The 26,434-nt window shown below is 56.8% G+C and carries 28 protein-coding genes; 9 read left to right on the top strand and 19 right to left on the bottom strand.

The annotated features are described in order from the left end of the window. Positions 1–1,002, bottom strand: coding sequence for a LysR family transcriptional regulator (locus ACXUPB_RS14735; RefSeq protein WP_472953117.1), 1,002 nt, complete (start codon positions 1,000–1,002; stop codon positions 1–3). Positions 1,003–1,148: 146 nt separating this feature from the next. On the opposite strand from ACXUPB_RS14735, the gene trpB reads away from it, so the two are divergent. From trpB to ACXUPB_RS14710, 5 genes are all read left to right on the top strand, one after another. Continuing rightward, entirely contained in the window at positions 1,149–2,378 is a 1,230-nt protein-coding gene (gene trpB / locus ACXUPB_RS14730; protein WP_335598038.1) for a tryptophan synthase subunit beta, read from the top strand. Positions 2,379–2,398: 20 nt separating this feature from the next. Further along, positions 2,399–3,238, top strand: coding sequence for a tryptophan synthase subunit alpha (gene trpA / locus ACXUPB_RS14725; protein WP_472953115.1), 840 nt, complete (start codon positions 2,399–2,401; stop codon positions 3,236–3,238). A gap of 308 nt (positions 3,239–3,546) precedes the next feature. Next, positions 3,547–4,596 (top strand): SDR family oxidoreductase, encoded by a 1,050-nt coding sequence (locus tag ACXUPB_RS14720; protein ID WP_335598040.1) that lies wholly within the window; start codon positions 3,547–3,549, stop codon positions 4,594–4,596. Positions 4,597–4,941: 345 nt separating this feature from the next. Further along, entirely contained in the window at positions 4,942–5,262 is a 321-nt protein-coding gene (locus ACXUPB_RS14715) for a hypothetical protein (protein WP_472953113.1), read from the top strand. Between the two features lie 385 nt (positions 5,263–5,647). After that, entirely contained in the window at positions 5,648–6,094 is a 447-nt protein-coding gene (locus ACXUPB_RS14710; protein WP_472953111.1) for a YrhK family protein, read from the top strand. Here the strand turns inward: ACXUPB_RS14710 and ACXUPB_RS14705 are convergent. From ACXUPB_RS14705 to ACXUPB_RS14665, 9 genes are all read right to left on the bottom strand, one after another. Continuing rightward, positions 6,084–6,461, bottom strand: a complete 378-nt coding sequence (locus tag ACXUPB_RS14705; RefSeq protein WP_472953109.1) for an aldehyde dehydrogenase family protein — start codon at positions 6,459–6,461, stop codon at positions 6,084–6,086. The genes ACXUPB_RS14710 and ACXUPB_RS14705 overlap by 11 nt on opposite strands. A 39-nt stretch (positions 6,462–6,500) precedes the next feature. Next, entirely contained in the window at positions 6,501–7,424 is a 924-nt protein-coding gene (locus tag ACXUPB_RS14700) for a 2-hydroxyacid dehydrogenase (protein WP_472953108.1), read from the bottom strand. Between the two features lie 13 nt (positions 7,425–7,437). Beyond that, the gene (locus tag ACXUPB_RS14695; protein WP_472953107.1) at positions 7,438–8,289 is read right to left on the bottom strand and encodes a GNAT family N-acetyltransferase; all 852 of its coding nucleotides are present in this window, start codon (positions 8,287–8,289) and stop codon (positions 7,438–7,440) included. Then, positions 8,286–9,074 carry an ABC transporter permease gene (locus ACXUPB_RS14690; protein ID WP_472953106.1) on the bottom strand — a complete coding sequence of 263 codons (789 nt, stop codon included), beginning with the start codon at positions 9,072–9,074 and terminating at the stop codon, positions 8,286–8,288. The genes ACXUPB_RS14695 and ACXUPB_RS14690 overlap by 4 nt, the downstream gene beginning before the upstream one ends. Continuing rightward, positions 9,071–9,970 (bottom strand): ABC transporter permease, encoded by a 900-nt coding sequence (locus tag ACXUPB_RS14685; RefSeq protein WP_472953103.1) that lies wholly within the window; start codon positions 9,968–9,970, stop codon positions 9,071–9,073. Before ACXUPB_RS14685 ends, ACXUPB_RS14690 begins: the two co-directional genes overlap by 4 nt. A 69-nt stretch (positions 9,971–10,039) precedes the next feature. Further along, positions 10,040–11,098, bottom strand: a complete 1,059-nt coding sequence (locus ACXUPB_RS14680; RefSeq protein ID WP_472953101.1) for an ABC transporter substrate-binding protein — start codon at positions 11,096–11,098, stop codon at positions 10,040–10,042. A gap of 36 nt (positions 11,099–11,134) precedes the next feature. Beyond that, on the bottom strand, positions 11,135–12,442 hold the full coding sequence (locus tag ACXUPB_RS14675) for an NAD(P)/FAD-dependent oxidoreductase (RefSeq protein WP_472953099.1): 1,308 nt from the start codon (positions 12,440–12,442) through the stop codon (positions 11,135–11,137). Between the two features lies 1 nt (position 12,443). After that, the gene (locus ACXUPB_RS14670) at positions 12,444–13,142 is read right to left on the bottom strand and encodes an HAD-IA family hydrolase (RefSeq protein ID WP_472953097.1); all 699 of its coding nucleotides are present in this window, start codon (positions 13,140–13,142) and stop codon (positions 12,444–12,446) included. Positions 13,143–13,182: 40 nt separating this feature from the next. Beyond that, positions 13,183–14,292, bottom strand: coding sequence for an ABC transporter ATP-binding protein (locus ACXUPB_RS14665; protein ID WP_472956756.1), 1,110 nt, complete (start codon positions 14,290–14,292; stop codon positions 13,183–13,185). A gap of 110 nt (positions 14,293–14,402) precedes the next feature. On the opposite strand from ACXUPB_RS14665, the gene ACXUPB_RS14660 reads away from it, so the two are divergent. Next, on the top strand, positions 14,403–15,362 hold the full coding sequence (locus ACXUPB_RS14660; protein ID WP_472953094.1) for a LysR family transcriptional regulator: 960 nt from the start codon (positions 14,403–14,405) through the stop codon (positions 15,360–15,362). 74 nt (positions 15,363–15,436) lie between these two features. Here ACXUPB_RS14660 and ACXUPB_RS14655 read toward each other — a convergent pair whose 3' ends face one another. Together ACXUPB_RS14655 and ACXUPB_RS14650 are read right to left on the bottom strand one after the other, a co-directional pair. Further along, positions 15,437–16,210 carry an SDR family oxidoreductase gene (locus tag ACXUPB_RS14655; RefSeq protein ID WP_472953093.1) on the bottom strand — a complete coding sequence of 258 codons (774 nt, stop codon included), beginning with the start codon at positions 16,208–16,210 and terminating at the stop codon, positions 15,437–15,439. Next, positions 16,210–16,536, bottom strand: a complete 327-nt coding sequence (locus tag ACXUPB_RS14650) for a nuclear transport factor 2 family protein (protein WP_472953091.1) — start codon at positions 16,534–16,536, stop codon at positions 16,210–16,212. Before ACXUPB_RS14650 ends, ACXUPB_RS14655 begins: the two co-directional genes overlap by 1 nt. Before the next feature lie 90 nt (positions 16,537–16,626). On the opposite strand from ACXUPB_RS14650, the gene ACXUPB_RS14645 reads away from it, so the two are divergent. Then, entirely contained in the window at positions 16,627–17,001 is a 375-nt protein-coding gene (locus tag ACXUPB_RS14645) for a winged helix-turn-helix transcriptional regulator (RefSeq protein ID WP_472953090.1), read from the top strand. A gap of 195 nt (positions 17,002–17,196) precedes the next feature. On the opposite strand, the gene ACXUPB_RS14640 is transcribed toward ACXUPB_RS14645, so the two are convergent. The 5 genes from ACXUPB_RS14640 to phnC are packed head-to-tail and all read right to left on the bottom strand — an operon-like array spanning position 17,197 to position 21,622. Continuing rightward, positions 17,197–18,057: a LysR family transcriptional regulator gene (locus ACXUPB_RS14640; RefSeq protein WP_472953089.1), complete on the bottom strand. Its 861-nt coding sequence runs from the start codon at positions 18,055–18,057 to the stop codon at positions 17,197–17,199. Continuing rightward, the gene (locus ACXUPB_RS14635) at positions 18,051–19,061 is read right to left on the bottom strand and encodes a phosphonate dehydrogenase (protein WP_472953088.1); all 1,011 of its coding nucleotides are present in this window, start codon (positions 19,059–19,061) and stop codon (positions 18,051–18,053) included. Before ACXUPB_RS14635 ends, ACXUPB_RS14640 begins: the two co-directional genes overlap by 7 nt. A gap of 9 nt (positions 19,062–19,070) precedes the next feature. Then, entirely contained in the window at positions 19,071–19,901 is an 831-nt protein-coding gene (gene phnE / locus ACXUPB_RS14630) for a phosphonate ABC transporter, permease protein PhnE (RefSeq protein ID WP_350359413.1), read from the bottom strand. A gap of 9 nt (positions 19,902–19,910) precedes the next feature. Next, entirely contained in the window at positions 19,911–20,780 is an 870-nt protein-coding gene (phnD, locus tag ACXUPB_RS14625) for a phosphate/phosphite/phosphonate ABC transporter substrate-binding protein (RefSeq protein ID WP_350359412.1), read from the bottom strand. Continuing rightward, entirely contained in the window at positions 20,777–21,622 is an 846-nt protein-coding gene (phnC, locus tag ACXUPB_RS14620) for a phosphonate ABC transporter ATP-binding protein (protein ID WP_472953086.1), read from the bottom strand. Before phnC ends, phnD begins: the two co-directional genes overlap by 4 nt. Before the next feature lie 302 nt (positions 21,623–21,924). On the opposite strand from phnC, the gene ACXUPB_RS14615 reads away from it, so the two are divergent. Then, the gene (locus ACXUPB_RS14615; protein ID WP_350359410.1) at positions 21,925–23,601 is read left to right on the top strand and encodes a methyl-accepting chemotaxis protein; all 1,677 of its coding nucleotides are present in this window, start codon (positions 21,925–21,927) and stop codon (positions 23,599–23,601) included. A 61-nt stretch (positions 23,602–23,662) separates the two neighbouring features. Here the strand turns inward: ACXUPB_RS14615 and ACXUPB_RS14610 are convergent, their stop codons facing one another. Continuing rightward, complete coding sequence (locus ACXUPB_RS14610; RefSeq protein ID WP_350359409.1) at positions 23,663–24,277, bottom strand: LysE family translocator; 615 nt, start codon at positions 24,275–24,277, stop codon at positions 23,663–23,665. A gap of 25 nt (positions 24,278–24,302) precedes the next feature. Then, positions 24,303–25,133 carry an AraC family transcriptional regulator gene (locus ACXUPB_RS14605; RefSeq protein WP_350359408.1) on the bottom strand — a complete coding sequence of 277 codons (831 nt, stop codon included), beginning with the start codon at positions 25,131–25,133 and terminating at the stop codon, positions 24,303–24,305. A 139-nt stretch (positions 25,134–25,272) separates the two neighbouring features. Here ACXUPB_RS14605 and ACXUPB_RS14600 point away from each other — a divergent pair, with 139 nt between their 5' ends. Then, positions 25,273–26,337, top strand: coding sequence for a DUF3541 domain-containing protein (locus tag ACXUPB_RS14600; RefSeq protein ID WP_350359407.1), 1,065 nt, complete (start codon positions 25,273–25,275; stop codon positions 26,335–26,337). The last annotated feature ends 97 nt before the right edge of the window (positions 26,338–26,434 follow it).

Below are 26,434 nucleotides of genomic sequence, written 5' to 3'. Positions count from 1 at the left end.
TTAGCCTCGATTGTGAGTATCGGAGGAAGCCATGATTTGCTGCATTAAATCTTGGTTTTGAAGAACTTGCAGCGTTTCTTTTTCAGCTTCTGCTCTAGGCACTATCAACTCCCGCTTGAGCCACTCCGCCAGCGGCTCGCTGCGGCGGGGTTGAGTGAGAACGTTGGTTTGGCTGGGTAACCACAGGCACAGGCGCGCAGGAGTCTGAATACTTCCCCAGGGGGCCACCAGCCTGCCACTCTTCAGGTCGTCTTCTACCAACAACTTGGGGGCGATCGCCACGCCCAAGCCCGCCACCGCCGCTTCCATCAAGTAATAAAGATGGTCAAACCCCTGGCCTTTGCTTAGCGCCGCTTCAAGCTGTGCCAGCTCTAGTCCCTTGGCACTGGCCCACTGCGGCCACGCCTGGGGGCGGGAAGATGTATATAAAAGCTTATTGGCAAGCAGCGATTCGGGCTTGGTCGCATCGCACTGGGCCGCTAGTTGTGGGCTTGCCACCGCACATATCTGCTCCGCCATCAGCTCGAATACCTCAACACCCTCTGGCCAGGGTGGCTCGGCAAACGCCAGGGTGGCGCTGGCATCCGTTTGCGTGCCCGGCTGCTCGCTTTCACTCACCACAACTTTTAGCTTGAGCTCAGGCAGCTCGCGGTGCAGACGATCCAGGCGGGGAATTAGCCAGCGGGCCAAAAGGCTGCCAGGGCAGGCCAGAGTGAAGGGCGCCTCTTCCACGTCACGCTTGAGCGCTGCACAACTATCCTTCAAGCGTGAGAACGCTTCACCCACACCAATCTGCAGTCGCTCCCCGTGCGAGGTCAGTACAATACCTCGGCCCGCTTTGGCAAAAAGCGCGACACCAAAATGGTCATCCAGACTCTTTAACTGGCGGCTAACAGCGCCGTGAGTCACGCTTAGCTCATTGGCAGCGGCGGTCACGCTACCCAAACGGGCGGTGGCTTCAAAGGCGCGCAAGGCGCTAAGTGGCGGCATGCTGTGTTGCATGGGCTATCCTGCTGATAGTTGACTTAAAGTCACATATTGCTGACATCTTATCGATTTTTATCTCTCCCTGCTTGCGCTACTTTCATTTCATTGTTTTCACTGAACTGTTTTTACTGAACAGTTCGATAACGCATTCAGAGGTCGCGATGAATCAACCTGTAGACGTATCCAAGAGCCTGCCCGATGCCAATGGTTTATTTGGCAGCTTCGGTGGCCGCTTTGTCGCCGAAACGCTGATGCCACTGATTTTAGAGCTACAAGACGAATACACCACTGCCAAGAACGACCCCGAATTCCAGCGCCAATTGGCCTATTTTCAGGGTGATTATGTGGGTCGGCCAAGCCCGCTCTACTTTGCCGAGCGGCTGACCGAGCACTTCGGCGGTGCGAGTATTTATCTCAAACGCGAAGAACTCAACCACACCGGCGCGCATAAGATCAACAATTGCATTGGTCAGGTGTTGTTGGCCAAGCAGATGGGCAAAAAGCGCATCATCGCGGAAACCGGCGCAGGCATGCACGGCGTTGCCACCGCGACCGTTGCGGCGCGCTTTGGTTTGCCTTGTGTCATCTACATGGGCGCCACCGACATCGAGCGTCAGCAGCCCAACGTATTCCGCATGAAGCTGCTGGGCGCGGAAGTGATCCCTGTTACCTCGGGCACCGGCACGCTAAAAGACGCCATGAACGAAGCGCTGCGTGACTGGGTAACGAATGTCGACGACACCTTCTACATCATTGGTACCGTGGCGGGCCCGCACCCGTACCCGGCCATGGTACGTGACTTCCAGGCCGTGATCGGCCATGAAACCCGCGCCCAAATGCTGGAAAAAAAAGGTCGCCTGCCGGATTCGCTGGTGGCTTGCATTGGCGGCGGTTCAAACGCCATGGGGCTGTTTCACCCCTTCCTGAATGACGCTGACGTGAAGATGATTGGCGTGGAAGCGGGTGGCAAGGGCGTGAAAAGCGGCCTGCATGCAGCCAGCCTGAACGGCGGCACCCCCGGCGTGCTGCACGGCAACCGCACTTACTTGCTGCAAAACGAAGATGGCCAGATTATCGACGCCCACTCGATTTCCGCAGGGTTGGATTATCCCGGCATCGGGCCAGAGCACGCATGGTTGCATGAGCAGGGGCGGGTCGAGTACGTCTCTGCCACCGACGACGAAGCGCTGGAAGCCTTTCAAATTTGCTGTCAACAGGAAGGTATCATCCCCGCCCTAGAGACCGCTCATGCCCTGGCCGAAGTGGCCAAGCGCGCACCCAGCCTGCCCCGCGAGCACTTAATGGTGGTCAACCTCAGCGGGCGTGGTGACAAGGACATGATGAGCGTGGCCCATCACCTGGGTGAAAAATTCGGGGTTAAACAGCTATGAGCGCGACACAGGAGAACGTCATGACCCATCAATCTCGTCTTGAACACTGCTTTGCTTCTCTCAAGCAGCAAAACCGCCCGGCGCTGGTGAGTTACCTCACCGCTGGCGATCCGGACGCCGACACCTCCCGTCGCCTGTTGCATGGGCTGCCAAAAGCGGGGGTGGATATCATCGAGCTCGGTATGCCGTTCAGCGACCCCATGGCCGATGGCCCCGCTATCCAAAAAGCCGCGCTGCGTGCCTTGAATAACGGCCAGACCCAAGCCAAAACGCTGGAAATGGTGCGTCGCTTCCGTGCAGAAGACAGCACCACGCCCATTGTGCTGATGGGCTACTACAACCCCATTTTCTGCTACGGCGTCGAGCGTTTCTTGACCGATGCCGCCAAGGCCGGGGTAGATGGCCTGATTGTCGTGGACTTGCCCCCAGAACATGACGAAGAGCTTTGTACGCCAGCGGCCCAGCACGGTATTGATTTTATTCGCTTGGCTACACCGACCACCGATGCCAAGCGCCTCCCCAAAGTGCTGGCGAACGCCTCCGGGTTTATCTACTACGTTTCCGTGGCGGGCGTCACCGGCGGCAGTGCCCCCACGCCAGAGCGGTTGGAAGGCGCAGTAAATCAACTGCGCGAACACACCGAACTACCTATTGCCGTGGGCTTTGGCATTCGCACCGCTGAGCAGGCCGCCGCCATCGGCCGCTACAGCGACGCGGTCGTCGTTGGCTCTGCACTCGTCGACTGTATTGAACACGCCAATACGCCCGATGAAGCCGTAGAGCGTGTGCATGGCCTAGTCAGTGAACTGGCAGAAAGCGTCAGGGCGTGTCGGGAAGTGAGAGAACCGCAAGCCTGTTGATAAAAGGACAGTAAAGAGCGAGTTGTTGTGAGAACCGGTATGAGAGCAGGCCAACGCGCCTGCTTTTTATTATTCATCCGGTACTACTTTTAAAGTTGCTTACTTTAATTTGGATTTATAACTATCATTTTTTAAGTTTATAGTTTCTTTCGGCACTCCGCTTGGTAATCACCGTTATCCCAACTAGGGTCAATAGAGTTTTAAGCGAGCTGACGCCTTTCCCTATTGCATGCTTTTTCAGGGCAAAGCTCTTGGCTTAGGCCACGCATCAAGTTGTTATTGGCAATGGTTACTTATGGGAAACTATTATGAAGCCCGACAACACATTTGACCCGACGCGCCGTCAAGTGGTGGGCGGCCTTGCTACCGGTATGGCCGCTGCTATGGCCGCACCCGCATTCGCCCAGTCATCTTCGACATCGCCGTCCGGTGGTGCAGGTAATACCTCAAACACCAATGACTCAGGAGGCACGTTAAACCAAATGCAGGATCCCAAAAGCAAGTACCCCAACCCCCCCTTTGAACGCCAGCCGCTAGAGTGGCCTGGGCTTGCCAGTGACATGACACCGCGCCCAGACCACGGCGAAGAGAGTTATCGCGGCAGTGGTCGTTTAACCGGAAGAAGGGCACTGATTACCGGTGGAGATTCCGGCATTGGCCGTGCGGCCGCTATTGCCTATGCGCGTGAAGGCGCTGATGTGGCGATTAACTACCTGCCCGCGGAAGAGTCAGACGCGCGCGAAGTCATTGAGCTTATTGAAGCGGAAGGGCGTGCCGCGGCGGCTATTCCAGGCGATCTTCGTGATGCATCGTTTTGTAGCGAGTTAGTGGAAAAGGCCGTTGAGCAATTAGGCGGGTTAGATATTTTGGTCAATAACGCTGGTCGCCAGCAGTGGCAGCCGTCGATTATGGATATTAGCCATGAAGCCTTCGACGACACCATGAAGACCAATCTGTACGCCATGTATTGGATCACCCAGGCAGCAATACCCCATATGGAGCCAGGGTCAGTGATCATTAATACCACCTCAGTGGTCGCTTACGATCCGCCTAAAATCCTACTTGATTACTCCATGACCAAAGCGGCCATTGTCGCGTTCACCAAAGCGCTGGCGAAGCAGCTAGCCGAGCAAGGCATTCGCGTCAACGGCGTTGCGCCCGGCCCGTTCTGGACCCCGCTTCAGCCCAGCGGTGGCCAGCCACAAGACGCTGTGGAAACGTTTGGCGAAAGCACGCCGCTTGGTCGCCCCGGCCAGCCGGTAGAATTGGCCGGCACTTATGTACTGCTGGCCTCGCCAGAATCCAGCTACACCACCGGTAATATACACGGCGCGGGCGGTGGCGCTGGCGATCCTTAAGCTTTTCTAATGGGTTTTTACTAACCTGCTTTTTCGGGCCTGACCTTCAATGATTCAGGCCCTTGCAGTGGCTGCTCGGTTCTTGGAAGAGAACCGGGCAATCAATTCTCTCTTTCTCAAGAATATTTGATAGCGTGGATTCCGTGCTATCGTGCTTTATGCTCGTAAACTTAAAAGACAAAGCGGAGCAGTTAGAACACGACGATATAGTAAGCATTCAAGCTGTGTCGCATGGGCAGAAAATGGCTTAAATATAGTCGATATAAAATAGAACTTATCAATGGTTACGCCGCCTGTTAATGGCAGGCAATAACCATTAAAGCGTTTACAAACTAGAGAGAAATAATGGGAAAGCTCTTTTCACTAATCGTAATAGTAGCGCTTGGCTACACTGGCATTTACTTCTATTACGGCGTGGTCGTTGAGCGGGAAATCCAAGAACAGCTGGATGACCGTGGCCTCTCCGCTGTTAGCATTGATAACGTTGAGTATGATGTGCTGGCGCCCATTAGTACCTCAGCGGAAATCGCTGTCACGGTCACTTATCGTGGCTCGCAAGCAACGCTGGATTTGGTAGTGCAGGGCCACCCCCTGTTTTCTGATGAAGTCACGGTCGAATTTGATGGCCTGCAAGCACTCAGGCTGGGCATCAGCTTCGGGCAGTAAAATGCAATAGCCTACTAAACTGCCGAGTGGCGTGGGCAAGCTTAATGAGTGTTTAAATCAGCGCTGGAACGGCCATTCTGTTAGCTCGTGTAAACGTAAGGACGTGATATGCCACATCACATCACTAACCGAAAACGCAGTTATCGAACGTCGTTACCCAAAGATAGTTTTTTCTGGGAAGGGCTGAATGCTTCAGCCTATATCGCGGGTGCCGCTGTCTTTGTGATAGGTAGTGTCTTTTTCCTGCCAGCCTTTGAAAAAATATATGGCGGTGGGGGCTGGGTTGTTCATTTTAGGTTCGTTAATCTATCTAGCGGTGACGGCAAACGATTGCATAGAAATCATCAGCCATTACCGCCGTCACCCCTCGCACGGCAAGAAGACCATGCTCGAGTTTATAATGTCGGCAGGCTATATCATCGGCAGTGTACTGTTCTTGATAGGCAGCGCCTTGTTTCTGCCCAGCGTGGGCTTGGAAAGTGGGGGCGCCTGGTGCTTTATTATTGGCAGTGTTCTGTTCACGATTGGCGCGACGGTCAACGTGACGCAGATCACTCAGGCGGGAACCTTAGTGGTCTTGCAGCTACTCAATGCCGTTGCTATCTCGTTTGTCATCGGCTCCATCCTGTTTTTGGCCGCCTCGATTCCTTATCTCTGGCCGAGCTATCAGACACCGCTTGCCCATGCACTGCACACCTACTTGGGTGCTCAGTTTATTTTCGCCAGCCTGCTGTTTCTCGCCGGAGGAGTCGTCAATTTCTACAGAGCTTATCGGGCTCACCAAGACCATCAACAAAACCCAGACGTAAAGAAACAGTGCCTCACCGAATAAGGTTTATTGAACATTGGTTTTGATGACGAATGTAACCATAAGCGATCTCGCCGCGCGCCTCGGCCAATGGCTTGCCCTGTTCCAGGGTCAGCAACTGTGCCAGGGCTTCCTGCTGCTCCATGCACAGGTCGAACCAGCGCCGCAGGATGACGGCACGGGCCTTGGTGGTCAGCGCCGCCCAGCCGACGCCTGCTGCTTCTGCCGCCTGAATGGCTGTGCGAACTTCCTCTGCAGAGAGGCTCGGTACGTGGCCGATGAGTTCACCGTTCGACGGGTTATGCACCGGCACGGTACGGCCGTCGTTAGCCGAGCCCCAGGCCCCATTGATATAACACTGCTGGCGTAGAAGGGGTGTCGCTTGGTTCATGTCGATTCCTGTCTTTGCTGTCATGGAATAGTCGGGCGTTCAATAGCCACGCTGGCGATCAACGACGCCAACCATCTCGCGGCCTGCCTGATGCCGGGCAATATTGTCCAGCAACATCATCACGGCACTTTCCGGTTGGGTCATGCTGGCCACATGGGGCGTCAAAAGAACGCGGGGGTGGTGCCACAGAGGGTGATCTGCGGGTGGCGGTTCCGGCGCGAATACATCCAGCACGGCGCCAGAGAGCTGACCGCTGTCCAGGGCGGAGAGCAGGTCGCGATCCACTAGGTGAGCACCGCGTCCCACGTTGATCAGTGACGCGCCGCGCGGCAATTGAGCGAAAAGCCTGGCATCAAGAATGCCTCGGGTGTGGTCGGTCAGCGGCAACAGGCAGACGAGGATATCGCTGCCAGCGAGAAACTGCCCCAGCGCTGCCTCCCCCGCATAGCACTCCACCCCAGGGAGTTCGCGAGCAGTGCGGCTCCAGCCACGACATTTGAAGCCTAACCCCAACAGATGCTGCGCCACCGCTGCACCCAACTGGCCAAGGCCCAATATCCCCACGCAGCGTTGCGCGGCCGGGCGCACCCGCCATGTTTTCCACACGCACTCACGCTGCTGGGTGATGTAACTCAATAAATCCCGATGCAACCCAAGCACGGCCATTGCCACGAACTCCTGCATGGTGGTAACGATGCCGGGCTCCTGCATGCGCACGAGCGGCACATGGCCGGGCAGGGCATCCAGGTCGAACTGGTCAACACCCGCGCCGAGTGAGAAGATCACCTCCAGATTGCTGAAGCGTTCCAGATCATCGATTGGGGCCCAGGTACCCAGATAGCGAACATCAAGGGGATCTCCATAGTCTGGCCAGTGGTGAAATGCCATGTCCGGTGCGTGCAGGGCGAACAGCCGCTCCCACTCTCGCCCCCGTTCGGGATCCGCGTTATAAACGAAACTCATGCTGGTTCTCCCATCATCCCAAGGCTTGGCTGGCCAGGGCATAACGTTTGGTAGGGCCGATCCTTGGAAGATCGCCTCCCGCGACCATCTGAGGAATGCGATCGACCTCGCTAATGCCGATCCCGTCAAGCCAGGCGGCCAGGTCGGCATCCAGGGTGTCGAGCCTCACGAAGCTGCCAGATTGACGGGTCAGCAAAGCTTCGATCAGGCATCTGGCAGCGTCATGTCCCTTCGCAATGATCGGACCGATGACGTATCCACGGCCAAAGTCGCGACAAATCGCGGCACCACTCAATTGGCCATTATCCTGTTCCAGCACCAACGCCTCACCCTGTGCCAGCAGGCTGGAAAGCAGTGCTCGGCGTGGGCTGCCGATAGCCTGTTCATCCAGTGCAATCACTGCCTCGCAGTCGCTCGCACGAAAGTCCCGCAGCAGAGTGTGGGGCGGCAGAGGGGAAAGCGTGTGCCCCGGCATCGAGTCGGCAACCCACCCTTGGCACTGGTGCACCCAGGCGGTCTCTTTGAAACCCAGTGAGCGGTACAGATCGGCCCCTGCCTGAGTTGCGTGCAGCTCGATGCGTGTGGCGGTGATGGCTTCCAGTAACGTTTCCATCACCTTTCGGCCCAGCCCCTGGCGCTTGTAGTCCGGTGATACGATGACCAGCCCCAGTGTTGCCAGCCTGGCCTCGAATGACCAATGCATCCCGGTGGCAACGAGCTCACCGTTGTGAACACCAGCGACCCCACTGCCCAGCGTCAGCAGCCGCTGCCAATCGCATCGCCGATGGGGCCACCCTACGGCGTTGGAGAGCTGAACGGCCTGGTCGAGGTGGCGCTCTTCCAGGGGAAGAAAGTCGATATTCATGCCGGTGACTGCTTTCGTGCCAGCACCAACAGCAACACCAGCGCGAAGGAAGCGGCTGTCAGCAAGGTGCTGATGGCGGCGATGGTCGGGTCGATTTCGTCTCGCAGCGCAGTGAACATGCGCACGGTCAGCGGCTGGTTCTGTCCACCCGAGATGAAGAGTGCCACCATGGTTTCGTCAAGCGCCTGGATGAACGCAAAGATCGCGCCGGTCATTACGCTGGGCATGATCTGGGGCAGGGTGACGCTCATGAACGCGCGGAAGCGGTTCATGCCAAGGCTTCTGGCCACCATCTCCTGGGTCTGGTCGAAACCGTGCAGTCCTGCCGTAACGGCGGTGATCACATAAGGTAGCGCCAGCATTACATCCGCCATGATCAAGCCGGGAATGGTATAGAGCATCCCTGACAAGGCGTAGATGAAGAACACGCCAGTGGCGACGATGATGATCGGTACAATCAACGGCAGCAAAAGCACGATTTTCAGATAGCGCATCAGCCGGTGGGAAGAATTGTTGATGGCATAGGCCGCTGCCACGCCAATTGGTGTGGCGATTAAGGCCGTGGAGAACGCCACGATCAAACTCGTTTTCGCGGCAGACATCCACCCTGGGTTATTGAAGAAAGTGTCATACCAGCGGAATGAAAAGCTGCTGGGTGGAAAGGACAGAAAACGACTGTCTGAGAATGACATGGGAACGACTATCAGCAGTGGCAAAATCAAGAAAATAAGTACCACAACCACATAGCCAATGAAGCTGATTCTGCTCAAGGATAGTTTGTTCATTTTGCACCCAGTATCTTCTCGAGAGGGACGAGTCGGCTCACTACATAGAAAATGGCCAGCACGCAGATGAGCAGCACGACACTGACGGCACTGGCGGCACCCCAATCGCTATAGAGTTGGATGTTGCGGCTGACCAGCATTGAGGCCATGACCGTGCGCCCTCCACCCACCAGCTCGGGGGTGATATAGAAGCCGAGGCACAGCACGAACACGAGGGTCATGCCCGCCAAAACCCCGCTGAGAGAGAGTGGGAAGAACACCCGCATGAACACATGCAGGGGAGTGCCGCCGAGACTGGCACCAGCCTGTATCAGATCGCTGGGGATTTTCTGCATGGTGGCGTAAAGCGGCAAGACCATGAATGGCAGCAGGATATGCACTGTGGCAATGATGGTGCCCAGTTCGTTATGCACCAGTGCCAGCGGTGCATCGATAAGGCCTACGCCCAACAGGGATTCATTCACCACGCCTGAGCGTTGCAGCAGAATCAGCCAGGCATAGGCCCTCACCAGAACGCTAGTCCAGAAGGGCAAAATCACCAGCGCCAGCACCAGTACCGACCAACGCCGTGGCAATATCGACGCGGCATAGGCAATGGGGTAACCCATCAGCAGCGCCAGCAGCGTCACGATAAAGCTGATGCGAAACGTGACCCAGAACGTATTCCAGTAAATACCTTCCGTGAAGATTCGCTGATAGTGCTCCAGAGAAAAACCGTCGGCATAGAACGATTGACCGATCAACCAGCCAAGGGGGATGAGAAGGAGTACGAAAACTACCAGCACGGCTGGCGACATCAGGAGCAGCATGAGCACATGCTCGCGCCGCCGATAGCCCAGTGACGCATCCCGGTGACTAACGTGAGGGTAATTATTGTTGATGGCGGTCGCTTTCAAAGGATGTCTCCTATGGGGAAATCGACTAGCGTTGCCGTAACTCGCAGGCAGGCCACGGCAATGACGAGCTTATCGCTGCATGAACTCCAGCCAGCGACGTTCCGCTTGTTCACCTTCCGAGGAAGCCCACCACTCGTAGGACATCAACACCTGACGGTCGGCATTTTCGGGGAAACTCGGTAACTCCCTGGCACGCTCATCAGGAATCTTGCCTGTATCGAAGGCGGCCGGGTTACCAGGGCCATAGTCGATATGCAGGGGCAGGTTGGCCTGATACTCAGGGTCGATGGCTGCGTTGATAAACTCGACGGCAGTCTCCTGATTAGGCGCGCCTTCGATAATGCACAGGTGCGTGTTCTGCAAGACCCCATCGTTATAGGTGAAGTCAGCGTCAGCGCCTTCATTGATGATGGCGCTGACACGGCCATTCCACATCATCAACATATCTACTTCGCCATCGTAGAGCAGTTGTGCCGACTGCCCGCCGGATGTCCACCAGGTGGTGATATGCGGTTTGATCTCCTCGAGCTTGGCGAAGGCCCGGTCAACATCCAGAGGATAAAGGTCTTCTCGTGCCACACCATCAGCCATCAAGGCGGCTTCGAGGGTTCCTAGCGGGTGGTTGCGCAGTGCACGGTTACCGGGATACTCCTCCACATTCCAGAAGTCCTCCCAGCTTTGTGGCGGATTACCATCGAAGGCCTCTGGATTGTAGGCCAGGACGCTGGAGTAGAACTCGTAGGCAACCGAGTAGGGCGTCTTGTACTCCTCGGGCATCGACTCGGCGTTAGGAATCTGGCTGAAGTCGAGTTCCTCTATCAGTCCTTGATTGCCGCCCCGCACACAGTTCAACGGCGGGGTGTCGACCACATCCCACACCGCCTGGCCGGTAGTGCCCTGGGTCCTGATCATCGGCCAGGCGTCGGGGGCGCTCTCCTGGATAATGGTGATGCCCAGCGCCTCGGCCACCGGGTCGAGGATGGCAACCGTTTGTGCTTCCTGGTACGCGCCACCCTGGGAGACGAAAGTGATTTCGCCGTCTGCCAGCGTTTGCCCGGCGCCAAGCGCACCGATGACCATTACTGAAGAACCAAAAAAGTATTTCAAGCAGTTAGTATCTTTCATCATGCGATCTCCAACTGAGTAAATGCTTCCGACGCCCCATCAGCGCCCGATTGCATCAAGGAACTGGTAGTAACCTGCTACCAGTCGAATACCGACTTCACGTAAAGGGTAAAACGGGACGGACTGGAGCCGCTCCGCTGCCAGCAGTGCCACATCAGGGCTTTCGCCCATGGCATAGTCTGCCGCCAAACGCCCGAGTAAAGTCGACATAGCCACTCCAGCGCCGTTGTAACCGGCGGCGTAGCAAACTCTGTCGTCAAATCTGCCGACATGGGGTAAGGCATCCAGTGTCATGCCCACATGCCCCGACCAGCGGTAGGCGATGCCGATATCGGCAAGCTCTGGAAAGAGCGACACCATGGCTTTGCGTAGAGAATTGAATGCCGCCTGGGAATCATTTTTACCGAATGCCCCCCGGCCGCCGAATACGACCCTGCCATCGACCTTGCGAAACCAGCGCATCATCCTGCGCGTTTCACCGTAGCTTCTCTCCTTGGTCATCAGGCGGCTCTGCAGCGCCATCGGAAGCGGCTCAGTCGCAATGATCGAGCTTCTGAACGGAACCAGACGCGATTTGATGGCAGCACTGACCGGGGTGATATCCGAATAGGCATTGGTCGCCAGGATCACCTGGCGGGCCTTTATCTCACCGCCTGGCGTCGTGATACGTACACCATCCTCCGTGCGGCGAATATGGCTAGCGGGGCTTCGCTCGAAGACGATCTCGCCATGGCGTCGATTAAGTCCTTCTGCCAGCCCCCGTACATAGTCAAGCGGGTGCAAGGTGCCGACGCCAAGCCCCAACACACCCCCCGTAAACGCGTGGGATCCGGTCTCTTCTGCTACCTCGCCAGCGGAAAGGCAGCGCAGCGAATCATCACCCAATTCCCGCCGCATCCATTCGGCTTCCTCGGTAATCGCTTCCAGCGCCCTGGCCGTATGGGCGCAGCGTAGATTGCCGCAGCGCGTAAAACGGGCACCCTCCAGGCCATAATCCTGAATCAGGGCATCCACCTCATCCACCGCCTCATGGCAGAGACGGTGCATCGCCGTGGCGACCGGCATACCGTGAGCCTGAGCGATACTGGGGAACGATAGTCGGAACTTGGCGGATACCACGCCGCCATTGCGACCGCTTGCCCCCCAGCCGATAGGATTGGCATCCACCACGATGGCCTGGACACCTCTTTCGGCCAGCCGGTGGGCCGCTGTCAATCCCGTGTAGCCGCCCCCGATGATGGCAACATCGACCACCTTGTCACTGGAAAGACTCCCGATGCCAGGCGTGGAAAGTGCCGTGTCACGCCAAAGCGAAGCAAACTGGGATACTGGCTGCGGCCCACTCATGTCACACCTTCTCTACAGCGTCGGCTAACGCCTTCAGCGTGGGGAAGTGGAAGTCAGGCGTTGTCACCTGTTTGGGCTCCGGTGTACCGCCGAATCCCGACTGGCCCTGGCGACGCTCTATCCAGCAAGTGGTATAACCCAGCTCCTTGGCAATGCCGATGTCATGGTATTGACTCTGGGCAACATGCAATATTTCCGAGAACTTATAGCCATGAGCCGCCTGACGACCACGGTTGTAAGCGAAGAATTGAGGGTTGGGCTTGGCCACGCCTGTCTCGTCGCAGGTCACGCTATCGTCGAACGGGTTGTCGAGGATATGCGAATAGCAGGAGAACGCGGTGCGGTCGGCATTGGTCATCGCTACCAGGCGGTAGTGCTTGCGTAGGCGCTTTAGCGCTGCCACCGAATCCGCGAAGGCGGGCCAACGAAACACTGCCAGTTGGAAGGCATCGGCTGAAACCGAATCCGCAGGCAGCTTCAACTCCTCCGCCAGCGAGCGATAGACATCCGCCATGGCACTGCTTGAACGGCCAGGGTAGCGATCCCGCCCACGTTTGTAGGCCTCGAAAATGGTGTCGTCGCTCAATTCCTGAGCAGCACTACCACCAATTCGGCGGATTGCGTCCAGTACACCGGTTTCGAAATCGATCAGCGTGCCCACGACATCGAAGGTAAGAACTTTAAAATTGGAAAGTTCCATGATCGTGAATGACTCCTTTCTGAGGTGCTTTGAAGTTATGTCAGGCGACGTTTGCCGCCGGAGTGGCGCATCCCGCACGAGGCACGATAATGGTGTCCTCTGGATGCAGTACCACGCTCAGACGCTCGCCGAGCGGTGGGATCTTTTGCAGTGCCGTATGGTGACTGGGCTGACGCATGCTGATAGACGTCCCGTCCTCCAGTTCAAGGAACAGTCTCAGGCTATCGCCCTGGTACACGGCTTCCATGACCCGGCACGACAGACGATTGATGCCCGGTTCATGTCGGCCGTCATCGATCAGCAGTTTTTCGGTTTGAATCGCCAGCAGTAGATCGTCATGGGGAGCAATAGGCTTGGCCGAACGCAGTGTGTGATCGCCTAGCCGGACATTGTGCTCATCGATGCGGGTCACCGGGAGCAGGGTGGAATCGCCGATGAAACTGGCTACAAAGGAATCTTTGGGGTTGTTGTTCAGCGTTTCGGGTGCGCCGATCTGTACCAGCTCACCATCCTTGAGGATCGCGACCCTGTCGCTCATGGTCAGCGCCTCACGCTGATCGTGGGTCACATACACCACGGTGGCCCCAAGCTTGCGATGCAAGCGACGCAGCTCAATCTGCATGGTCTCCCGCAACTGCTTATCCAGCGCCGAAAGCGGTTCGTCCATCAGGATCAGCCGAGGCTCGAACACGATCGCCCTGGCAAGGGCAACCCGCTGCCGTTGGCCGCCCGAAAGCTGTGAGACGCCACGATCCTGATAGCCATCCAGCTCGACCATGGCCAGCGCCTGCTTAACGCGTCCTGGCCACGTTGACTTGGGCAAGCGACGAGCCCGCAAGGGAAAAGCGACGTTTTCGCCAACACTCATATGAGGAAAGAGCGCGTAACTCTGAAAGACGATGCCGATATTACGCTTGTGGGGTGGCATGTAGGTCATGTCCTGATCACCGACCCATACCGACCCTGAAGAAGGCATGACGAAACCACCCAAGGCGCCAAGCAAAGTCGTTTTCCCGGAGCCCGAAGGGCCCAGCAACGATACGAATTCACCCGGCTCAATATTTAAAGTTATGTCCTTCAGGGCTTCCGTGTTGCCATATCGCTTGCAGATTGAACGTATGGAAACACCCACACTATCTCGCTCATCCATAGGAGTTATCACCTTTCATTGTTGTGATGCCTATCGGTTGTCATTGAGTACAGCAGATAAGGTGTTCGCGGACAATTGCGAAATTCTTGGTGGTGGCATAACCTGAAGTTATGCCTACATTGCGCCGACAACTACCCAGTGCCAACGCCCTCTTCGTATTCGAGTCAGCGGCACGCTGCGGTAACTTCACCAAGGCCGCCGCTGAACTGGGGGTTACCCAGCCAGCGGTCAGCCGCATGCTTGCGCTTCTGGAGGAGTATCTGGAGGTTAAGCTGTTCTTGCGGACGCCCGGCAAAACCGTGCTGACGGAGAGTGGTGAGATACTTTACCAAGGGGTAATCGATGGCTTTCACAATATTGAAGCAGCGATTCAGGAAATACGGGCACGTAGCACCGGGCTGGAAACCGTCACGCTATCGGTATCCACTGCTTTCACGACCCACTGGCTGATGCCGCGCATGCACAGGCTGCAGGCGCAGTTACCCCATATCGATCTGCGCTTTCAGTTGATCTCGGGGGCGGTCAGCGGCTCGGTCGAGGATGTTGACCTGGGGATTCGCTTCGTCACGGGGGAGGACATCCTGCATGACGCCTCGTTGATACTGCCGGAGATACTGGTGCCGGTCTGCAGCCCGGCTTATCGAAAGCAGCAACTCGAATCGCCCGGTATCGATGTCTCCACCACCCTGATTAGCCTCAGTGACAGCCGCATAGACTGGTTTGAGCTTTTGCCCAATTTCCATCTGCAAGCTTATGGAACCACTCACTCGCTGGTATTTTCGGACTATGCCGTCGTAATCCAGGCGGCCCTGCTGGGCCAAGGTATCGCCATCGGCTGGCTGAACATCGCATCCCATTGGCTGGAAACGGGCTCGCTGGTGCCCGCCACGCCAACCGCGATTGCCACCGAGCGGCTATGCCACCTGGTTCACTCACGCAAAAAACCGCTAAGCGAGGCCGCCAAGCAGGTGCGGGAGTGGATCATCGCAGAAACCCGCAATGACGTTGCGAATGTGTCGAAGCAGTATCCCGAGTTGAATCTTGAATCATTCATGGCCAAAGGGTTTTGATATCGGATTAAAAAGACAACAAGGGGCCTGTCAGTATTGAAGGAGCCCCAGCGAATGCTGCACTACCGCCACCTTCAAACAACAGGCACCGTACCGCCATCGATCACGTACTCCGTGCCCGTGATGGTGGCTGCCAGCGGTGATGCTAGAAACCCAATCAGGTTGGCCACTTCTGCAGGCTTCGAGGGGCGGCCAATCGGGATGCCGCCTAGCGAGTTCATGATGATCTGCTTGCCGCCTGCGTAATCGGTGCCTGCCTCTTGGGCAATCCGCTCGGCCAGCGCAACGGCGGCTTCGGTTTCGATCCAACCCGGCGACACGCGAACCACGCGCACCCCTTTGGGTGACACCTCTTTTGACAAGCTCTTGCTATAGGTGGAGAGCGCCGCCTTGGCCGCCGCATAGGCCGTGGTCGACTCGGGCAGGGGGAGCTCGCGCTGAATGGAGGTCACGTGGATAATCACCCCATCGCCCTGGGCCAGCATGCCGGGCAGCAGGGCGCGATCCAGCCGCACGGCGGGAAACAGGTTGATGTCGAGCTCGCGCTGCCACTCCTCCTCCCCAAGGGCAGCGAACCCGCCGCCGGGGGCGGATGAACCACCCAGTACGTGAACGATAATATCGACGCCGCCCAAGCGATCGTTGACCGCATCGGCCACCGTGGCACAGCCTTCGGCCGTCGTCAGGTCAGCAGTCACAAACAGCTCATCGGGCAGGTCGTCGGGGGGAGTACGGGCGGTTGTTAGCACTTGCGCACCTTCCTCGCGAAAGAGTGCCACCGCGGCCGCGCCAACCCCTTTGCTGCCGCCGGTGATCAATACACGTCGCCCGTTCAAGTTCAGGTTCATTAGTGGATCTCCAATGACTGGATTTGCGACTCGGCAAGCTCAAACTGGTGGTCAAGTTGCACCGGGCTGCCGGGAAAGTTGCCGGTCACGGTGGCGGTAACCACCATCTTATTGCCTTGTTGGGAAACACTGACCGGCTCGACGCTATACTCAATCTTGTCACGGGTGGCGCGCATCCAAGCTTGAATAGCGGTGTGCCCGCGATGCGTCTCGCCTTCGTCAAACACACAGGCATCTTGAGTGAAGCAATCCGCAATGTGGGAGGCATCCGCACCGTTGCTGATGCTGAAGTAAGTAGTGATCGCGTCTGGCAGTGACAAGCTCATGATGGTCATCTCTCGTAAGTTAATGTGAGAGAATATTCTGCCTAGACTGACGCGTTATCAAGAACGCACAAAAAGGTAAGTGGCTTACCCATGAGAAAGATTTATACGCCCACTACCGCCGCAGGCGATGTGGAAAATGTATTAAAAATGCTGGAAGGGCGCTGGAAGCTCATTATTCTCTTTCATCTGTTCGATGGAAAAGTGCAGCGCTACTCCGATTTCGGAAAACTCATCCCCGATATCTCCCAGAAAATGCTGGCCCAACAGCTGCGCCAACTGGAAGCGGATGGCATCGTGGCCCGTAAAGTCTATCCCCAGGTGCCGCCGAAAGTGGAGTACCGCCTGACCGAATGGGGGCAAACGCTCTGCCCGGCGCTGGATGCCTTGCTGAAATGGGCAGAGCAGAAGGACCACTTCAACGACCCTGCCGAGCAGAACGAACAAGACGATGCCGCCACCCGCTGAGAGCCGCCTAATGCACTATCGCACCATGACCATCAACGACTATGACGCCGCCATTGCCCTATGGAGCGAGAGTGAAGGCGTGCGGCTGCGCGATGCCGATTAACGCTTCAGTGAAGCGTGCGGGGGTGGGTCTCAATGGCACCTATTCTTAGCCACCCACACGCCTTCCCTGGCTCTAAAGATGTCACTCGATTTTCACTGACATATATGGCTGACGAAAGTGGATACTGGCGGCTGCCTTGCTAGAGTCTCAGGGCAAATGACCATCAGTTTTTTTGCCAATGCGGCATCACTGACCGGGATGGCACACAAGGAGCCCGCTTGAATCTCCGCTTCGACGCAAGCCGCCAGCACCAGTGATACGCCCAGGCCAGCTTTGACAGCCTGTTTAACCGCTTCGGTACTGCCCAGTTGCATTGAAACCTTCGGGAACGGCCCTCTTTCGCCAAAGAAATTCGCCAGCAACCGGCCAGTACCTGTTCCGGGTTCACCACCAAGCAAGCTCATTCCGGCAAGGGTTTCCCTGTCTATTTCATGCCAGCCCGCATAGGAGTGATCTGGTCGGGTAATTAAAACCACGGGTTCCTGTCGCCAATCCATTGCCTGGAAGCCAGGTTTCGGGTGCCACCACTCCATCACCGCTATATCCAGCTCGCCGCTAGTCAGTTGTCTAGCAATGTTAGGATTGTTATCAATCACAAGATCCAGCTCAGGTACCGCCGGAATGTTCTTGAACGTGCTCACGTAGGGCTGGAGCATGTAAATACCTATGTTGGAACTTGCCCCTACGCGTAAACGCGTACCGCTAACGACTTCTCGAGCACGCTCGTCCAGTTGCAACATACTAAGCGCTAGAGGCATAAGCGCCAGGGCTGCTTTGGTGGGCTCGCATCCAGTTTTACTGCGGCGTATCAACAGGGCACCTAGCTGTTCTTCGAGCTTTTGAATGTGCTGTGAAAGCGTGGGTTGTGCGATACCGAGAGCTTGGGCGGCGGCCTGAAAACGTCGGTGCTGAACCAGTGTGGTAAAACTTTTCAGCCAGACCAAGTTCAGCATGGAGTTGTCTCAGTGATAGAGGGCGAATTAGCCGCATCCTGAGGGCGTTCTCCTTGTAACGCTTGAAGAATGTTGTCGGCAGCACGCTGTTCAATCATCAGCCGCACATCCTGGACGGCAGAGCCAATGTGTGCCGTAAATAGCGTGTTGGGATGTGCTCGCAAGGTGGGGCAAATCTCTTGCGGGCGATCCTCTCGAGCCCAATCTTCCATTTCAAAAACATCCGCTGCGTAGCCGCCTAACTGCCCGGATTCCAGTGCTTCCAAAACGGCAGCTTCCTGCACTACAGAACCCCGGCATGGGTTGATCAAAAAGGCGCCTGGTTTCATCAGGGCCAAGCGCGCAGAGTTCATGGTATGCAGGGTTTGTTTATTGAGCGGCAGGGCCAAAATGACAATGTCGGCTTGCCCGAGCAGCTCTTCAAGCGACTTGCGCGCCACGCCGAGGGTTTCCTCCTCCGCAGCGGGCAAGGCGTCTGGCTGAGAATACAGCAAGGTTGCCCCCCAGCCTTTGAGCCGCGTTGCCACAGCCTTGCCGATGGGCCCCATGCCGACGATGCCCACGGTGGCGTCTGCAATCCCAAGCCCATAGAACGTTGGCTGCCACCCCCTGAACTGGCCAGAACGAACATACTCGTCGGCCGCCCGAACATGTCGGATTAGGCTGATGGTTAGCCCTATGGTGAGTTCAGCCGTTGGCACTGTCAGCAGGTCCGGTACGAAGGTCAGCCAAACACCATGACGCGTACAGGCCTCCACATCGAAATTATCGTATCCCTTCAGGGCAGCGCCAATGACTTTCAACTTGGGGCAGCCAGCTAGAAATTCCTCGCTGACCTGGTCCGGCATAAACACCATCATGCCGTCTGCGGTTGCCGCGCGGGCCTTTACCTCGGCGGCGGGCAAGGTAGTGTCTGACTGGTTGGTGATTAATTCACAGCTCTGTTCCAGCCTTTCCAGCACACTGTTGTGTACCCGGTGGGTAATGAAAACCCTTGGTTTCATTTGATTTCCTTACTTGAATTTCTTACGAAGATGGCCGCTAAGGCTATCCACCATCGTCACCATAACGAGTATGACAATCAGGATGGCGCTGACTTCCTGGTACTGCATGACGCGTAAAGAGCCCATTAGCTCGAAGCCGATCCCGCCGGCCCCCACCATGCCCATGACCGTCGAGGCGCGAAAATTGTATTCCCAGCGATAGATGGAGACATCGGCAAACTGCGGAAGAACCTGCGGCAGCACCGCGTGCCAGTGAACCTGTAAGCGAGTCGCGCCAGCGGCATTGGCGGCTTCCACTGGGGCTGGGTCGACATGCTCAATCGCTTCGGCAAAGAATTTACCCACCATGCCGATGGAATGAAGGCCGAGCGCTAGCACGCCCGGCAAGGCGCCAAAACCCACTGCCGCAACGAAGATAATGCCCATAATCAACTCGGGTACCGAGCGCAGAGCGTTTAGTAACGTGCGGGTCACGTGGAAGACCACGGGATGGGGCGAGGTATTGCGAGCGGCCAGGAACGCCAGGGGCACAGAAACGATGACCGCTATTGCCGTACCGGCAATGCTCATGGCGAGGGTATCGACCAGCGGCGCTATCCAATCCATGGCGTTGGTGAAGTCAGGGGGTAGCGATTCACCCAGCAGGGTGGCGATGGCAGGAACCCCGTTGGCTAGGGTGCGAAAATCCAGCAAGTCCACGTACCAACTCGCCAGGAGAACCACTGCCAGTAACGAGCCCACTTGGAAGAGCTTACTCCGCCAGCCGCGCGCGTGTTCGGCCAGCACCGCGTCAGGAGAGAATGATGAAAGGGCCGGCGGATCCGTTTTGGTCTGATTCATAATGCCCCCTTACATCTTGGCGAAGTCAAGGTCGAGCAGACTACCCATTTCCCGGATCACATCGTAATCGGCGTCAGTGATAACGGCGAAACCTTCGGCTTTTAGGTTGCTCAGGATTTCTTCATCATCAATGCTAATGAAAGCGTCTTGTATCTCCTGCTTGAGTTCCGGGTTCAAGTTGGAACGCATCGCCCAGGGGTACTGCGGATACTCCCCACTGTGACCCAACACCCTAACCTTGCTGCGATCTATCAGGCCGCGGTCCATCACATGTTCAAAGATCACTTCCGATAGTCCCCCAGCATCTGCATTACCATTGGCAACGTTCACCGCCACGGCATCATGGGAGCCAACGAAATGGGCTTCATAGTCCTCTCCTGCTTCCAAACCAGCCGATTCAAGCAACACGGTTTTGGGAATCAGGTGGCTTGAAGTGGAGGCTCGGTCGCCATAGGCCATCTTCATGCCCTCGATATCGGCATAGGACTCAACGCCGGAATCGACATTGGCAATGATGATGGAGCGGTAGGTGGGCTTGCCATCTACAATCATGGCCGCAAAGGGCTCGATCTCGCTTTTGCTTTTTGCCATCACATAGGAGAGGGGCCCGAAGTAGGCGAGGTCGATGCGACCAAAGCGCATGGCTTCGATCATGGAGGAATAATCTGTAGTGACGATTAGCTCAATTTCTTTCCCAAGGGTACTTTCAAGATAGTCTTTCAGTGGCTGGTTGCGTTTGATCAGTTCGGAGGCATTTTCATCGGGGAGTAGTGCGACTTTTAACAGATCCGGATTTGGATCAGCGTCCGCCGCCATGGCTGGCATCACAATTCCAATCATAAGACAGATGGCGAAGAAAAAGCTGAATAGCGGTTTCATTGGGCAATCTCCAGTTTTATCGAAGGGGTGTTCGCGGATTGAGGGTTGGGTTTGGTGGTTTCATCGGCTTCGGGCAAAACCCCTGGCGCACCGTGGTAAATCTCATCCAGGTGGCATTGCTGTAACTGTGCCGGGGCTGCATCGAAAACGATTTGGGCATTCGCTAAACCAATAATGCGGTCAGCAAACCGCTGGGCATATTCCAGCTGGTGCAGTGAAATAATGGCGGTAATACCATCTTCACGGCATATGTCTCGCAGTAACGTTAGCACTCGCTCAGACGTGGCTGGGTCAAGGCTGGCCACTGGCTCGTCCGCCAAGATCATGGCGGGCTGCTGCGCCAAGGCACGAGCAATACCCACGCGCTGCTGCTGCCCTCCGGAAAGCTGATCGACCCTGGTAAGCGCCTTCTCAGCCAGGCCTACGCGATCCAGGCAGTGCAGGGCAAGCTCCTGTTCCTGCCTGGGTAGCGGAAACAAACTGCGCCAGGTGCTGTGGTAAGCAAGCCGACCCGTCAGCACATTCTGGAGCGCAGTGTGGCGTTCAATGAGCTGATGGTGCTGGAAAACCATGGCGGTTTTGCACCGATGGCGGCGTACCGTAGTAATGGTTTCGAGCGCACCTAGTTCGGCCGAGATCACTTTGCCGGTGCTGGGCCGCACCAAGTGGTTGAGGGAGCGCAGTAACGTAGATTTACCTGCACCGGAAAGACCGAGTAGAACCGTAAACTCGCCTTTGTGGAAATCAACGGTGGTGGGTCGAAGTGCGAGAACATTCCCAGGATATGTCACCCCCATTTTCTCGATGCGGAGCATTAAGTCAGAGGATTGAACAGGCGCCATTGGATCACCTTCTGCAATGTATAAGCTCACTTTATTGTGACTTACAATGCAACGTTAGCGCTCCTAGGTGACAAAGCTGTGTCATGCAGATGATAAGTTAATGACCATCAAAGGGGTGGGTAGCATGTAATGACAAAAGAAATTGGCGATTTATAAATTAAAAAAATTAAACTTTTCTTTGCGCGTGCCGATAATGCATCAACGTGACTCGTAATATGCGCTTTTACCTGAGCGCATGCGGTTACTGAGATTGCTTCCACCTGCCCAATGCAGCGCGCTGCGGGCTTTCACGAGATCCCCCCATGCTACTTCTAAATCGAAGCGTTAAACTGCGGCTTGCCGTGAGTTTAGGCGCGTGCATATTGATGTTGATCGCCGTTGGTACTATCGGGCTCTACAATCTCAGTAAGACTAACGATGCCCTCACCAGAACCTACGAAGAAAACGTGCTCACATTGGGCAATCTGAGTCAGGTTAACCAAGCACTGCTCGGTAACCGGGTAAAAATAACGGCTGAACAGCGCGACCGGAACCCGGCATCCGCCATAACGACACAGCAGGAAGTCGCTGAGAACGATGCTATTCTCGACGCCGCCTGGAGTGATTACTTTCCTGCCCGCGTGACCAATAATAATGAGCGTGCAGTAGCTGAAGGCTTTATAGCATCGCTAGCCAGTCTGCGTGCCGGAATTGATGAGATTAACGCCGCCATGATCGGCAACGATTATGATGGCGCAAGAGAGATTGCCACCACCACGCTGCGTGCCGAGTATCCTAAGGTGCTAACGGCGCTTCAGGATCTTATCGACCGTAACAGCGCTCAAGCCGCCGCGAATAACCAACAGTCTTCAAACGATTATATTTGGACGCGTAATATCGTTCTCGGCGTTATGGTGGCGGCGATCATCTTCAGCATTCTGCTCGCAATATGGTTGATTCGCGGGATCATGACCCCGCTGGGCAAGGCGCAAGCACTCGCCAACGCCATGGCTGAAGGCAGGCTCGATAACGACGTCGACGTTTCAGCCAAGGACGAGTTTGGCGTGATGCTCCGGGCGTTAAAGAGCATGGAAACCAAGTTCTCGCAGGTGGTCATGTCTGTTCGTAATAACGCTGAGTCCGTGAATGTCGCCGCCGATGAAATCGTGCTAGGCACTGATGACCTTAGCCGTCGTACTCAGGAGCAGGCCTCAAATATCGAAGAGACCGCGGCCTCGATGGACGAAATCACCTCGACCGTGCGTCAGAATGCAGACAACGCTTCCGAAGCAGACAAGCTCGTGCACGAAGTCAGCCAGCAAGCCAACGCCGGGGGCGAGATCGCAGGTCAAGCCGTCAAAGCGATGGAAGGTATCAATGCCTCAAGCCGCAAGATTGCCGGTATCGTCGGCTTGATCGATGAAATCGCCTTCCAGACGAATCTGCTGGCGCTGAACGCTTCAGTGGAAGCCGCCCGCGCGGGCGAGCAAGGGCGTGGCTTTGCGGTGGTGGCCAACGAAGTACGTAACCTGGCAGGGCGCAGTGCTGATGCCGCGAAAGACATCAAAAAACTCGTCGAGGACAGTATCGGCCAAGTCGACACCGGCTCAAACCTGGTCAACCAAGCAGGCAAGTCGCTCGAAGGTATCGTCCATGGCGTTAAGCGTGTTTCGGTGTTGATGGGTGAGATTGCCACCGCCAGCCGAGAGCAGTCTCAAGGCATCGACCAAGTCAACACCGCCGTCTCACAAATGGACAGTGTCACCCAACAGAACGCGAGCCTGGTGGAAGAGTCCAGCGCGGCAGGGCGTTCACTGCAAAGCCAAGCAGAGTCGTTGTTGAACGAGGTGTCGTTCTTTAGAGGAGCGACTGCCGGCCAAAACCAACGCGCGCTACCTGCTACGCCAAAACCGAGTGAGAGCCAGCCTCGAGCCACTAAAAGCTTGCCGACTCACGTGATTGGTGGCAAGCAAGACACCGAAAAATGGACCTCCTTCTAACCGCTAGCCGTTATGAAAAGCGCCCTCAGGGCGCTTTTTTTCTGAGCAATCAGCTAACGTCCTAACTAGCAGAAGAGGTAAGCGGCAGCCATACATGCTCAAACCCGATCGAAAACGCCACGGCGACCAATAGCCCGGCCATTAGCCCATTAAAGCGCCTCACAACGGCTGGGTTTTTAATCCGCTGGCCGACCAAACTGCCCATCACTACGTAACTGCCAGGCGCGCCCGCGGCTAGCATGGCAAGCCCGAATGCCCACATCACTAGGCTAAGTCCATGAATGCCAGCGGCAGGAAATTGCAGTGTAGTAATCGGCAGGGTGGCGACAATGGCTTTGGGGTTCAGTAACTGCATGACTAACCCATCGCGATAACTAACCAGCCGAGAGACGTTAGCGGGCGTGCTGAAATCGGTGTTGGAGCGGGCAATTTTGCAGGCCAGATAAATGATATAACTACACCCCAGGGCGCTTACGACCACCAGTGCGTCATCATTGATCCAGGCAGCGCCCGCCCAACCTAACACCAATAAATACGCCAGCATCGCCGTGCCCACGCCAAGGCAAAATCCCACCGACTGTCTGGCCTGGCCATTGATGCCCACGTTCAGGCCGAGCAGATTCACAGGCCCAGGGGTATACATGACGCCCAGGGCATAGGCGATGATTGCTAACATGGTAAAACCTCTATGCGTGGTGGGACTAGCGGGCGATATCGCGCTGATATTGGTGGGGCGTCATACCATAAATACGCTTGAAGCGGCGATTGAAATGGCTCAGGTCGGCAAAGCCAAAGCGGAGTGCTACCTCGGTCAACGAAGTGCCCTGGTCGAGCGCGGCGCGGGCCGCATTAACCCGGCCATTCATCACGTATTGGTGCGGCGTCATGCCGAAATGCTGACGGAACAGACGCAAGAAATGGTACTTGGACAGGTGTGCGGCCTGGCTGATGTCGTCCAGCGACATATCCGCTTCCAGATGCGCGTGGATATACTCCCGCGCCAAGCCCAGCAGGGCATCCGGCCGGTGCGTAACCTGGCTGGGTTGAGCATGGCCGCCCAGCTGCGCCGTACGCTCTACTACCCGATAAAGCGCGTTCTCCTGATCGATGCAGCTGCCGACCTGGGAGGTCACCAAACGTGCCAGTTCGACAATGGCCTGGCGCAGTGGCGCATCCTGAATCAGCGTTTGATGGGAGCGGAAATCAGCGCCACGCGTGTGCCCCAGGGCATCGGCAAACAGCGGCTTCACCTGTTCCGGATGGGCGTACACCATCAAATAATCCAACGCTCGCTCGCCACCCGAATGCCCGTCGTGGACTTCTTCCGGGTTGAATAGAATCACGTTGCCCGGTGGGCTACGGTGAAACTGGCCGCCGCTGAAAAAGTCCTGACGCCCGGCCAGCGTCACGCCAAAGGCATATTCCTCATGGGCGTGGGGAGCGTAGCTAAAATCCTCAATGGCCGCCTTCAGCACCGTCAGTGTCGGCACATGATGACTTTTGAAGAACTCAAACCGGCTGGCGTTGCTCATGCCTACCTCTTCTGATGAAACCCAACACCTCGAAACACAACCCTAGATTAGGCCGTCAGCGCTACGGATGCTTGTACATAATTGCTCATCAACTGTGCAATGATGGCCTATCGATAGTGAACACCACCAAGGGGCCGTCATGAAAAAGCTCTTTTCGCTGGTGGTTGTGCTGGTGTTGGCTGGCTGCGCCGCCATGGAGCCGCATGCGGAGCGTGACGTCCAGCGCGACGCCGGTCTGGCCATCCAGGAGATCTACGAGCAGGCGCTGCCGACGCTGTCCGAGGACAAGCAGCGCCACTTTGCTCAGCGGCTTTACCGCCTGACTGGCGAGCAGCGCTGGCGGGCCCTCAATCACGTTTACGGCAAGCGTCTACTGGCGCGACTCGAGGAGGACATCGTCAGCCTGGCCGAGCCCGGGTACGCGGCTGCCCGCAGCCGGGCGATCGTTGTCGACTACTCGCAGCGCACGGCCAAGCAGCGTGCCCGGCGCGCCATGCTGAGTGAGTGGGGGGAGATCGCCTTCGCCCGGGGGCTGCTGTTCAGGCTGGTCCAGGCCGAGTACCACGGCCTGCTGCCGACCATTGAGATCCACGAACGGGCGCTGGGCTACCAGGCAGAGGTTGGCTGGGCGGCCTTCCTGACCGATCCCGCAGTGATCGGGATCTATGCCGCTCAGGTGGCCAACCAAGCGTACTTCCTGCACCAGCTCGGCGTGATGGACCTGCGCCGGGAAGTGGAGGCGGCCTTCCGACGCCACTACCCGCCTGATCGAGTCGCCGGGCTCGACGACGCCGAGTACCGTAACTGGCTCTATGGCCTGACCCACTTCGTCATCGCTGACAGCCGCTACTACCAGCGGAAGGTGGACCCAGAGGTGCACGCTTGGGTGCTGGAAGCGCTGGATCGGGAGATGGTCAACATCCTGGCCCGGGCCACGGCCGACATCCAAGCCGAGGTGGCATTGGCCTTCCTGCTTGCCGACCGCGAGGATCACCCGCTGGTGGGACGGGTGCGCGAGGCGCTGGCGGCGGCAGTGGACCCGGCCAGCGGCATCATCCCCTCGTCCTCGGGGGAAAAGGGGCTGGCGGGTGGTGAACACCGCAACGTTCTGGCGATCATGGTGTTGCGCTGGCCGGGCCGCTTGCATCCAGGCCCGGACCTCTCTGACGCGCTTGGCGGGCGCTCAGCCGAATGCTGTACATAATTGCTAATTAGCTGTGGGAGAATAACGAATGAGCTTTGTGTGAAGTGAGCGATCAAGGCCACCAGCGCGTTAACTAACGATTACCCAGCGAGACCCC

The organism is Vreelandella sp. DA03-1M (genome assembly GCF_055725665.1).
This window is presented reverse-complemented; position numbering and strand designations above follow the sequence as displayed.